The 11,672-nt window shown below is 59.3% G+C and carries 11 protein-coding genes and 1 tRNA gene; 5 read left to right on the top strand and 7 right to left on the bottom strand.

The genetic code is table 11. The annotated features are described in order from the left end of the window. Positions 1-104 precede the first annotated feature (104 nt). The 5 genes from AC1RTP_RS03820 to apbC form a co-directional block, all read right to left on the bottom strand. Positions 105-180: transfer RNA gene (locus AC1RTP_RS03820), tRNA-Ala, on the bottom strand. A 75-nt stretch (positions 181-255) separates the two neighbouring features. Then, on the bottom strand, positions 256-1,650 hold the full coding sequence (gene gltX, locus AC1RTP_RS03815; RefSeq protein ID WP_498604864.1) for a glutamate--tRNA ligase: 1,395 nt from the start codon (positions 1,648-1,650) through the stop codon (positions 256-258). 126 nt (positions 1,651-1,776) lie between these two features. Beyond that, the gene (locus AC1RTP_RS03810) at positions 1,777-2,163 is read right to left on the bottom strand and encodes a DUF4399 domain-containing protein (protein WP_498604862.1); all 387 of its coding nucleotides are present in this window, start codon (positions 2,161-2,163) and stop codon (positions 1,777-1,779) included. Between the two features lie 10 nt (positions 2,164-2,173). Next, a complete protein-coding gene (locus tag AC1RTP_RS03805; protein WP_498604860.1) occupies positions 2,174-3,298 on the bottom strand; it encodes a WD40/YVTN/BNR-like repeat-containing protein in 1,125 nt (374 codons plus the stop codon). Continuing rightward, entirely contained in the window at positions 3,298-4,380 is a 1,083-nt protein-coding gene (gene apbC / locus AC1RTP_RS03800) for an iron-sulfur cluster carrier protein ApbC (RefSeq protein ID WP_498604858.1), read from the bottom strand. Before apbC ends, AC1RTP_RS03805 begins: the two co-directional genes overlap by 1 nt. An 82-nt stretch (positions 4,381-4,462) precedes the next feature. Here apbC and metG point away from each other — a divergent pair, with 82 nt between their 5' ends. Beyond that, the gene (gene metG / locus AC1RTP_RS03795) at positions 4,463-6,616 is read left to right on the top strand and encodes a methionine--tRNA ligase (protein WP_498604856.1); all 2,154 of its coding nucleotides are present in this window, start codon (positions 4,463-4,465) and stop codon (positions 6,614-6,616) included. Between the two features lie 2 nt (positions 6,617-6,618). Continuing rightward, positions 6,619-7,098, top strand: coding sequence for a GNAT family N-acetyltransferase (locus AC1RTP_RS03790; protein ID WP_498604854.1), 480 nt, complete (start codon positions 6,619-6,621; stop codon positions 7,096-7,098). A gap of 41 nt (positions 7,099-7,139) precedes the next feature. Here AC1RTP_RS03790 and AC1RTP_RS03785 read toward each other — a convergent pair whose 3' ends face one another. Then, complete coding sequence (locus tag AC1RTP_RS03785) at positions 7,140-8,165, bottom strand: hypothetical protein (RefSeq protein ID WP_498604852.1); 1,026 nt, start codon at positions 8,163-8,165, stop codon at positions 7,140-7,142. 267 nt (positions 8,166-8,432) lie between these two features. Then, complete coding sequence (locus AC1RTP_RS03780) at positions 8,433-9,335, bottom strand: DMT family transporter (protein ID WP_498604850.1); 903 nt, start codon at positions 9,333-9,335, stop codon at positions 8,433-8,435. Positions 9,336-9,455: 120 nt separating this feature from the next. On the opposite strand from AC1RTP_RS03780, the gene AC1RTP_RS03775 reads away from it, so the two are divergent. From AC1RTP_RS03775 to AC1RTP_RS03765, 3 genes are read left to right on the top strand one after another with little or no spacing between them, the layout of a single operon-like run. Next, positions 9,456-10,463: a porin gene (locus AC1RTP_RS03775; RefSeq protein ID WP_498604848.1), complete on the top strand. Its 1,008-nt coding sequence runs from the start codon at positions 9,456-9,458 to the stop codon at positions 10,461-10,463. A 50-nt stretch (positions 10,464-10,513) separates the two neighbouring features. Continuing rightward, the gene (locus AC1RTP_RS03770) at positions 10,514-10,723 is read left to right on the top strand and encodes a DUF3460 family protein (protein ID WP_498604846.1); all 210 of its coding nucleotides are present in this window, start codon (positions 10,514-10,516) and stop codon (positions 10,721-10,723) included. A 20-nt stretch (positions 10,724-10,743) separates the two neighbouring features. Then, positions 10,744-11,664 (top strand): segregation and condensation protein A, encoded by a 921-nt coding sequence (locus tag AC1RTP_RS03765; RefSeq protein ID WP_498604844.1) that lies wholly within the window; start codon positions 10,744-10,746, stop codon positions 11,662-11,664. Positions 11,665-11,672 lie beyond the last annotated feature (8 nt).

The following is an 11,672-nucleotide window of genomic DNA, read 5'->3' as shown; positions in this document are numbered from 1 at the left end:
CCACGGGGATTCGAACCCCGGTACTCACCGTGAAAGGGTGATGTCCTAGGCCTCTAGACGATGGGGACCCTGGACTTTCTTTTACTGCTTTTCCTTCGCAAAACTGGTGGAGGTAAGCGGGATCGAACCGCTGACCTCTTGCATGCCATGCAAGCGCTCTCCCAGCTGAGCTATACCCCCGTTTTGCAAGGAGACAGAAGTATAGCAGCCCTTCTGTAAATTGCAAATGCCAAATTGCAAGATTGTCGAAAATATTTAGGCAAATTTGGCTAAACGGGCAGCCACAGTGTCGCGTCCAAACAATTGCAGCACTGCATCGATGGCAGGCGTCTGCAACTGACCAGCCACCATCAGGCGCAGAGGCATGGCCAGCTGAGGCATTTTCAGACCGTGGGCTGCCAATACGTCCTTGATCATGGCGGCGATGGCTTCCTTGGTCCACTCGACGGTAGCGATACGGGCGGCGAAGTCGGCCACGGCTGGCTTCACCGCATCGGTGTAATGCTGGGTCATCAGGGCAGCATCGGGATTCGGCGCACGATAGAACAGCATGGCGGCATCGGCCAGTTCGTTGATGGTATTGGTGCGGTCTTTCAGCAACGCCAGCACCAGCGGCAGCTCAGGCGCGCCTTCCAGCTTGCCGCCGTCGGCCAGCAGCTTAGGCGTGACCAGCTCAGCCAGGCGAGTATTGTCGGATTGCTTGATCCAGTGGTTGTTGACCCAGGCCAGCTTGTCGTAGTTGAACTGGGCTGGCGATGCGGTCAGGCTCTCCAGGTTGAACCACTCGCAGAACTGCTCCATCGAGAACAGCTCATCGTCGCCGTGCGACCAGCCCAGGCGGGCCAGGTAGTTCAGCATGGCTTCCGGCAGATAGCCCTGGGCCGGGTATTCCATCACGCTGACGGCGCCGTGGCGCTTGGACAGCTTGGCACCGTCGGAACCCAGGATCATCGGCAGGTGGCCATACTGCGGCAGCTCGGCACCGATGGCACGCAGGATGTTGATCTGGCGCGGAGTGTTGTTCACGTGGTCGTCGCCGCGCAGCACGTGAGTGATCTTCATGTCCCAGTCATCGACTGCCACGCAGAAGTTATAAGTCGGGGTGCCGTCTGGGCGAGCGATGACCAGGTCATCCAGCTCCTTATTGGCGATGGTGATGGTGCCTTTGACCACGTCGTTCCAGGTCACATCGCCATCCAGCGGGTTCTTGAAGCGCACGACTGGCTTGCGGTCGGCAGGGATTGCCGGCAGGGTCTTGCCCTCTTCCGGACGCCAGGTACCGTCGTAACGCGGCTTTTCTCCCGCTGCGGTGGCTTTGTCACGCATAGCCTGCACTTCTTCCGGCGAGGAATAGCAATGATAGGCAGTACCGGAGGCCAGCATTTGCGCCACAACCTCACGGTAGCGATCCATGCGCTGCATCTGGTAGAACGGGCCTTCGTCATGATCCAGGCCCAGCCACTTCATGCCATCCAGGATGGCTTGCACGGCTTCCGGAGTCGAACGTTCCAGGTCGGTATCCTCGATACGCAACACAAAGGTGCCGCCGAAGTGGCGAGCAAAGGCCCAGGAATACAGCGCAGTACGCGCACCGCCAACGTGCAGGAAACCGGTCGGGCTAGGTGCGAAACGGGTACGGACTTGAGTCATTTCGAATGGAATGCAGAAAAATATAAAGGCGTCATTCTACCGTAATGAAAGTCGGGGTCAGGTCGAGCAAATGGACATTTTGCTGCGCAAAATGTCCATTTGCTCGACCTGACCCCGACTTTCGAGTTACTTGACGGTGACGGTGATGCTCTTCGACAGGCCGGGGCCGTAGCTTTGGTGGGCGCCGTTGGCGAATTGCATGGTCAGTTTGTAGGTGCCGGGTGGCAGCTTGACTTCGGTTTCGGTCTGGCCTTTGCCGAAGTGCAGGTGGGTTTCGTCGAATGGGACCGATTCGCCGACCTTCATGCTGTCGCCATTGATGATCAGGTGGTGGTGGCCGGTGTTGTTGTCCATCGTGCCGGCGGGCTTCACTTCCATGCCGGTTACGGCGAATTTGACTTTGAATGGGCTGCTGACGACTGCACCGTCTTTTGGTTCGGTGAAATCAACTGATTGCGCTGCCGCGGCGCCAGCTGCGAGGGCGATTGCAATGCCCGCCAGGATCTTCTTCATGTCTCTCTCCTTATTTAATTGGGGGTCCAACATACTTGACGATCAGGCCTTTCGGGCCGACTGCCCATCCTGTGCCGCTCGCCGTGAAGCCAACGGCGTTCAGTTTCGTTTCCTTCTCGATAATTGTCCAGCTTTTACCGCCATCGCGGGTATAGCCGGAACCTGCCAGGCCAACAGCAACGAAAGTGCCGTTGGTACCTGGCACCGGGACCACGGCGGACATGAAGCCGGACGGCAGGATCTGGGCGGGCGACCAGCCTGCGCCGCCATCCGTGCTGACGGAGCCATTCAGGGTGCCGAGGCTCGGCTCCTTGTAGTCGCCGCCTGCGACCAGGCCGCGCCCTTTGCCGTCAAAGCCAACCGAGAACGCGCCCTTGCTGGCGACTGCGGCTGGAATCTGCAGCGTGGCTGCTTGCCAGTTGTGGCCGCGGTCGACCGAGCGGAAGACGCGCGATTGCGCTGCGCCGCCGGTGACGAACCATGCGTCACCCTTCCCGCCTACGCTCAGGCAGGTGCCACTGGCGGCAAATGCGCCCTCTTGCGGCAAGGCGGCCAAGCCTCTGGGGTCGTTGACCGGCTGCCAGTTTTCGCCGCCGTCGGTCGTGACAAGGATCGCGAATGCGCCGCGCACCGGGTCGCCGAATACAATGCCGTTGCGGGCGTCCCAGAACGCCATGGCATCCCAGAAGCCTTCGGGCTCCTGGTTCACGACCAGCAGTTGCCAGGTGGCGCCGCCGTCGCGCGTGCGGTACATGCGAGATGCGGCGCCCGGGCCTGCACCCATCACGATTGCGGTGTTGGCGTCGAATGCTTCGATGTCGCGGAAATCGTAGGCTTCCGCGCCGGGCACGGTCAACGTGGTCCAGTTTTCGCCATCGATAGTGCGCAAAACCGTGCCTTTAGCGCCGCTGGCCCACGCAAGCTTCTCGCTTAACACGGACAGGCCGCGCAACTCCGCATCTGCCGAAGTGCGTTGCGGCGCCCATGCGGACGCCGTGCCCTGTGCTAGCACCGGGGGCGGAGGCACAACAGCCGGCGCAAATGGTCCGGCGGCTGGACGCGGCGACGAGCAGGCGGTCAACGCGGCCACCGCGGCAAAGGCGACCAACGCCGCGCAGGAGATGGCGCTCCGCATCAGTCGTGCTTTATGACGATGCTTGGGAACTTGCTGCTCAAATCCTTGGCTTTTTCGGCGACCTTCACAGCCACCTTGCGTGCAATCGCCTTGTAGATGGCAGCTTCGGCGCCATCCGGCTCGGCCACTACGGTAGGCTTGCCGGAATCGGCCTGCTCGCGGATCGCCAGCTTCAAAGGCAGCGCGCCCAGGAAGTCCACGCCAAAGTCGGCGCACATCTTTTCGCCGCCGCCATGGCCGAAGATTTCTTCGGTGTGGCCGCAGTTGGAGCAGATATGGGTGCTCATGTTCTCCACCACGCCCAGGATCGGGATGCCGACTTTCTCGAACATCTTCAGGCCTTTGCGCGCATCCAGCAGGGCGATGTCCTGCGGGGTGGTGACGATTACGGCGCCGGTGACCGGCACTTTCTGCGACAGGGTCAATTGGATATCACCGGTACCAGGCGGCATGTCGACGATCAGGTAATCCAGGTCGCGCCAGTTGGTCTGTTCAAGCAACTGCTGCAAAGCCTGGGTAACCATCGGGCCGCGCCACACCATCGGTTCATCCGGATCGATCAGGAAACCGATCGAGGAAACCTGGATGCCATGGCCTTCCATCGGATCCATGGTCTTGCCGTCGGACGTGGTCGGACGGCCGGAAACGCCCAGCATCATTGGCTGCGAAGGGCCGTAGATATCGGCATCCAGCACGCCAACCGACGCGCCTTCGGCAGCCAGCGCCAGCGCCAGGTTGACTGCGGTGGTCGACTTGCCGACGCCGCCCTTGCCCGAGGCCACAGCGATGATATTCTTCACGTTCGGCATCAGCTTCAGGCCGCGCTGCACGGTGTGGGAAATGATTTTGGTGGTGACAGTCAGGTTGACCTTGGCGCCCAGCGGCTGCAGTGCAGCCAGCACATTGGCGCGGATCGATTCGATTTGCGACTTTGCCGGGTAACCCAGTTCGATATCCAGGCTGATTTCGCCACTTTCGACCTTCAGGTTGCGGACGGACTTCGAGGAGACAAAGTCCTTATTGGTATTAGGGTCAATTACTTTGGACAGTGCTGATTTGACGTCATCTACAGTGATACTCATGCAATTCTCCATTGGTGATGGCGCAGTCTAGCGCATCCACTGGTAAAATGCTCTTTTTATCCACCTTACAAGCGCATCAATTATGACTCGCAAGCTGTTCGTCACCACTGCCCTGCCATACGCAAACGCTGCCTTCCACATCGGCCACATGATGGAGTACATCCAGGCCGATATCTGGGTCCGTTTCCAGCGAATGCAGGCTGAAGGCGATGGTTTGCGCGAAGTCCATTTCGTGGGCGCCGATGACACCCACGGCACCCCGATCATGATCGCCGCTGAAAAGGAAGGCATCACCCCGCAGGAGTTCGTGGCCAAGATCGCCGCCGGCCGTCCGCAATATCTTGACGGTTTCCACATCGCTTTCGATAACTGGTACTCCACCGATTCGCCGGAAAACGTGGAACTGTCCCAGGGCATCTATCGCAAGCTGCGCGAAGCTGGCCTGATCCAGACCAAGACCGTTGACCGCTTCTTCGACCCGGTCAAAGGCATGTTCCTGGCCGACCGCAACATCAAAGGCGAGTGCCCTAAGTGCCACGCCAAGGACCAATACGGCGATAACTGCGAAGTGTGCGGCGCGGCTTACCAGCCGACCGACCTGATTAACCCGTACTCGGTCTTCACCAACGCCACCCCGATCCTGAAGCCTTCGGAACAATACTTTTTCAAGCTATCCGACCCGCGCTGCTTCGAATTCCTGCGCGACTGGCTGAACACCCCTGGCCGTTTGCAGCCGGAGATGGTGAACAAGGTTTCCGAGTGGCTGGGCGAAGCGGGTGAAAAGCTGGCCGACTGGGATATCTCGCGTGATGCGCCCTACTTCGGCATCCCGATCCCTGATGCACCTAACAAATACTTCTACGTCTGGCTGGATGCGCCAGTCGGCTACCTGGCTTCGCTGAAGAACTATTGTGGCAAGAAAGGCATCGACTACGACGCGTTGCTGGCCGATCCAAGCACGGAACAGATCCACTTCATCGGCAAGGACATCGTCTCTTTCCACCTGCTGTTCTGGCCTGCGATGCTGGAATTCGCCCAGCACCCGACCATCGACCGCATGAAGGTTGCCGTGCACGGCCACCTGACCGTGAACAACGAGAAAATGTCCAAGTCGCGCGGCACCGGCATCTCGCCGCTGCGCTACCTGAACCTGGGCATGAATCCGGAGTGGCTGCGCTACTACCTGGCTTACAAGCTGAACTCCCGCGTCGAAGACCTGGACTTCACCGGCGACGACTTCGTGGCTCGCGTGAACTCGGACCTGATCGGTAAGTTCGTCAACATCGCGTCCCGTTGCGCAGGCTTCATCGCCAAGAAGTTCGATGGCAAGCTGGCTTCTGAACTGTCCGCATCTTCGCAGGAATGGATCAAGAAGGCCCTGGTTGCAGAAGATGGCTCCGAACGCCAGGCTTCCATCGCCGCAAACTTCGAATCGCGCGAATTCGGCAAAGCCCTGCGCGAAATCATGGAAATCGCCGACGTGGCCAACCGCTTCGTCGACGAAAACAAGCCATGGATCCTGGCCAAGGACGAATCGAAAGTCGCCGAGCTGCACGACGTTTGCACCGCAGCGCTGATCCTGTTCCGCCAGCTGACCATCCTGCTGTCGCCGGTGCTGCCGGGCGTTGCCACCAATGTGCGCACCTTCTTGAACGATACGGCTTACACCTGGGCTGACACCTCGGTCGCCAGCGGCGCCGCATGGCAGCCAATGCTGGGCCGTACCATCGGCGCTTACAGCCACCTGATGACCCGCGTCGACGCCAAGATGATTGAAGACCTGTTCGATGCGCCGGCGCAGCAAGCCGCTGCAACTCCGGCACCGGCTGCAGTCGCCGCTGAAGCCGCGCCAGCGCTCGAGGCGCCAGCTGCAGGCGACATCGAAGAACTGTCCCCGGAAATCTCGATCGACGACTTCACCAAGATCGACCTGCGCATCGCCAAGATCGTCAACTGCGAACACGTGGAAGGCGCCGGCAAGCTGCTGCGCCTGACCCTGGACGTGGGCGAAGGCCGCTACCGCAACGTCTTCTCCGGCATCAAATCGATGTACAAGCCGGAAGACCTGGTCGGCAAGCTGACCGTGATGGTCGCCAACCTGGCTCCGCGCAAGATGAAGTTCGGCGTGTCCGAAGGTATGGTGCTGGCTGCCTCCGCCAAGGATGAGAAAGCCAACCCAGGCATCTACGTACTGAACCCATGGCCGGGCGCTGAGCCGGGCATGCGCGTGCGCTAAGCATGGGCATATTAGTCCGCGAGGCGACTGCTGAAGATGCCTCACTGATCGCCGAGCTCACGCGCAAAGCGTGGGCCGGCAAGGTCAGCGTCACCTCCAGCGGCCATCGTGAAACCGCCGTCTACGTCGCCGACCACCTGCGCGACGGCGGCGGTTTTATTTTGCTGGACGGCGAAACCCCAATCGGCTCCGTACGCTGGCTGCCGCTCGATGCCGAGCCCGACGTGTGGGAAATCCTGCGCATGGGCGTGATTACCGACTACCGCGGCACCAACCTCTCGCAGCACCTGCTGGAAGCCGTGATCCATCACGCCCTCGCCGCCGGCATCGAAGAGGTCCGCCTGGCCGTGCGCAGCGACCAGCCCAAGCTGATCGACTTCTACACCGCTTACGAATTCACTCTCGCCGAAGAGCTGGAATACTCCCACGCCAACCCACTTGAACCAGCCCCGCTGGTTATGCGGCGCCTGCTGAAATACTGATCCGCTGTGGTGGCGTGTCGAGTTGGTCAATTATCGCATCGCTAGATCGCAGCGATGGGCCATTGGAAGTGGCGTAACAGCACCGACTGGAAGGGGTTGACTTGGGGACTGAACCCAATATACGAGTCGCCCTCCAGTTCAATATCGAACCTGACCTCCAAATCGACATGCACCTTCTCATTGCTGTCGATTAGACCCATTTCGATCATCGGCATCGGCACAAAGCCAGGCAAATCGCAATGCACGGCCCGCGAATTGTTCTCCTCGAGGATCAAGGGGCGCAGCTCGGTATTCGACGCCAGAATTTGCGGCTTTGAATTAATGAACTGCAAAGCCGTCTGGCGCAGGAAGAGCCGGCATTTGCTCCATTTATCGTCTGCCGCCCACAGCCCGTCGTAGAAGCCGGTCCATCCATCAAGCCGGCCAAACAGCTCCACCCACGGCGCGGAACGCCAGCGTCCGTTCGACGACGATGGTATGCGGACGGGGTCGAGGATAAAACTGGCCGTGGCGCCAATATTCCTCTGGATAAGCCGGTCGCCACCGTAATTGATATGACCAAAGAAATGCAGGCCATCGGTCTCGAATTGCGCCTGCAAGCCAGCATCACTGGAAAAAGCCTCGGTCCTGGACCACCAGAACATGCCATCGGGCGGCGGCAAAATCACCACGCCGTTCACATTTGGCCCATCCATGACATGGCCCTTGTTGAACGGTGCGTTCAAATGGCGCCCTTTAACGTCATCGAACTTTGTTTTAGCCAATAGTTCACTGATCGTCGTCGCCTTCGCGTATAAATCCGGGGCGAATTCCTTAATACACTGACGCAATTGATCTTGTAGCGCTGACCGCTCGCGCTTATGTAAAGATTCCGACACAGGTTGCTGGCCGAATAGTTGCTGCGATTCACGGCGCCAGGCTTTCAATGCGTCCAACGGCAAGTTTTGGTAAAACTGGTTGTAGCGTATTTCGACCGCGGTCTTATCCTGCGGGTGCGCCCCATCGAGCATTGCGGCGACCAGGACCTGATCCTTGACTGTTTGGGCTGCCGATGCGATTTCATTCATTTTCGCCTCCCTTGAGTGATTGCGAGTCTTAAGCTGCAATATCCAGGCCAGACTCCGGGCAAGCGAAAGGCGAGGCGCGTGTCAATTTTATCGACGCGCGCCAAAGAATGGCGTGATCACGCTGCCGATTGGCTCACTATTGCGATCGGTTTCGGCGGCTTGGGTGGGGGCTTCTGGCAGGCGGTGAGCAGGATGGCCGCAGCGAGGGCGGCCCAAGTGAAGGTACGCATGGCAACCTCCAAAGTGCAAAATTTGAAGTTATCAGATTCAGTGGCGTGCTGTCGCACGGCCGGAGGAGATAATAATCCCGCCGACAATCAGGATAAAGGCGGTTGCGTGGTAGATTTTCGGCGATTCACCGAGAATCAGGGACGACAGCAGGGCCGTAAATAAAGGCGTGAGATTCACAAAGAATGAGGCGACCGCCGGCCCGGCCTGTTGAACTCCGGCGCCCCAGCAGCGAAATGCAATAATCGCCGGGCCAATCGCGACATAGGCGAGCGCGGCAATAAGCGGCCAGCCCCAGTGAGTTGTCGCGGAAGAGATTGCCGCCTCGCCGGCCGCAAATAATCCCGACCATACGGCGCCAAATGCCACTTGCGCCAACAGGAAACTAGCCCAATGGCCGCGAATATCGGCCGGGCCGGTGGTGCGAATTAATAGCCAGCTATATAAAGACCAGGCAATCGTGGCCAGGATCATGAATATATCGCCGGCCACCAGGCGCAATTCCATTAAATGCGACCATTCGCCGCGCGCCAATACCAGTAATACCCCGGCAATCGATAAAACCGCGCCCGCAACTTGGCGGCGCGATACGCCTGCTCCGAAAAACAGCCAGCCAGTCAGCATCATCCAGACCGGCATGCCAGACGCCACCAGTGTCACATTGATCGGCGTGGAACTCTGCAAAGCGAGGTATTGCAGGGCGTTATAGAGCCCGATCCCGAGCAAGCCAAGAACAGTAAAGCGTCGCCAGTTCGGCCACAAGCCGCTATCGCGCCGAAAAACCGGGCCGGCGAACGGGAGAAGCAAAACGAAAGCAATCGCCCAGCGCAGGAAATTCAACAAAATTGGCGGAACCTCGTGCGCCACCATGCGTCCGACAATCGCATTCCCCGCCCACAGGATCGGCGGTATCGTCAGAAGTATTGCTGTGCGGGCTTTCATATAGCCCGCAAGGATACAACGCCGAAGGAAGTTTTGCTTGTCGTGAAACTTGGCAGCAGGGACAATGGGACGCAGCAGGAGAAGGCCGAAACAACAATATTAAGAAGGTAGCTACTCACGATGAAAAAACTGCTCCCAGCAATCGCCCTCACCCTCCCATTCGCCGCATCGGCGCAAACCCAAGTCAATATTTACGGCGTCGTCGACGCCTTTGCAGGCCGCACTGCGACCGCCAACGCGCCCCAATCAGTTGTTGCCGTCAACAGCGGCGGCATGATCACTTCCTATTACGGCTTTTCCGGCGCGGAAGCGCTGGGCGGCGGGCTGAAGGCCCAATTCCAGCTAGAGGGATTTTTCCGCGGCGACACCGGCGAAGGCGGCCGCGTGAACGGCGAAGCCATGTTCGCGCGCAATGCCAACGTCGGCCTGGCCGGCCAGTTCGGCATGGTGCGCCTGGGACGGATCGGCAATCCACTGTTCATTGCAGCGGGCCAGATCAATCCGTTTGGGCCGTCGACCAAATTCTCGCCGCTGATTAACCAAATCTTTACCATCCCGGGCGGCAATGCCACCCTGGGCGATACCGGCTGGAGCAATTCTGTCCAGTACGCGTCGAACCCGGTGCACGACACCACCTTCATCGCCCAATACTCGCTGGGCGAACAAACCGGCGCGCACAATAACAACTGGGCAGCCGTCGCCAAGTACGTCGGCAAGGAGTTGGCCGTGACCCTTGGTGCGCAGGATGTGCGTTTCGGGCCTGGCGTCTCGCCAACTGTGCCCCAGCAGCGCACTTACCTGGCCGCCGTTTCCTACGACTTCAAAGTGGTCAAGCTGTACGCTTCCTACTCCGACCACCAGGCCAAGGTCAGCGAGCGCGACGGCCATAGCGTCCAGGCTGGCTTCACCGTCCCTGTCCAGGGCGGCGCGGGACGCTGGATGGTGTCCTGGTCGCGCCTTACCGAAAAGGCAAAAATAGTGCCGGAATTCCATCGCGACACGGGCGCCGCAGGCTATGACTACAACTTGTCACCCCGCACCGACCTGTATGCAGTGCTGATGTACGACAAGATTAGCAACGCTAGCAAAGGAAATACCTACGTAGCGGGCATTCGGCATCGTTTCTAGTCGGAAAAGACGGTAGAATGTTTGTTGCTGAACCCCGTTATTTTCACAATATGAAATTTCTTAAGCAGAACCACAAATACGAATCCGACCACTCCTTGTTCATCAAGGAACTGAAGTCCAAGAATCCTGAGATCGAAGCTGGCCAGCAAGCAGGCCGCTCCATCCTGTGGGACAAGCCTTCGACTTCGCTGGACGACCAGGCCCGTAACAAGGCTTCGAACGTCAAGCAACAGGCTTACGTGTACCAGAACAAGGTATAAGAGCCGGGACGGCACACAGCATGTCGCCAAAAGACGCGGTGGACGAACAAGCCGAGCAGGCTGAACTGGCCGTCGCCGCGGATTTGCCGCCTGATGCAGGCGGACCAAGCAGCGGCGCGGATAACGCGCCACCCGAAGCGAGCGCCACGGCAGAAGCCAATGGCGCCGCTTTTGCACGCCTGTACGGCGAGCCGGTGCTCAAGCTGCCAAACGACCTCTACATCCCGCCCGACGCGCTGGAAGTGATCCTCGATGCCTTCGAAGGCCCGCTGGACTTGCTGCTGTACCTGATCCGCAAACAAAACTTCAACATCCTCGACATCCCGATGGCCCAGGTGACGCTGCAATACCTGAGCTATGTCGAAGAAATCCGCAAAACCAACCTTGAGCTGGCCGCAGAATACCTGCTGATGGCCGCCATGCTGATCGAGATCAAATCTCGCATGCTGTTACCGCAGCGCCAGCACGACCTCGATGTGGAAGCGGAAGACCCGCGCGCCGAACTGGTGCGCCGCCTGCTCGAGTACGAGCAAATCAAATTGGCCGCCTATGAGCTGAACACCCTGCCCCAGGTTGGCCGCGATTTCGTACGCACCCAGATCTTCATCGAACAAAGCCTGGTGCCGACCTGGCCCGAAGTCGCCGTGGTCGACCTGCAGGACGCATGGCGCACGCTCATGAAGCGCGCCACGCTCAAGCAGCACCACAAGATCACACGAGAGGAGCTGTCGGTGCGCGAGCACATGACATCCATCCTGCGCAAACTGCAATCGAGCCGCTTCATCGAATTCACCGAATTGTTCAATCCCGAATCGCCGCCGCCGGTGGTGGTCGTGAACTTCGTGGCGATGCTGGAGCTGGCCAAGGAAACCCTGATTGAAATTACCCAGGCGGAGCCCTTCGCACCGATCTACGTGCGCCTGGCTTACTCGCCTGCCTGAAAAAAACT

Source organism: Pseudoduganella sp. GW821-FHT11H04, from assembly GCF_058807935.1.
The sequence above is the reverse complement of the archived record's forward strand: the minus strand, read 5'-3'. Positions and strand labels throughout refer to the sequence as shown.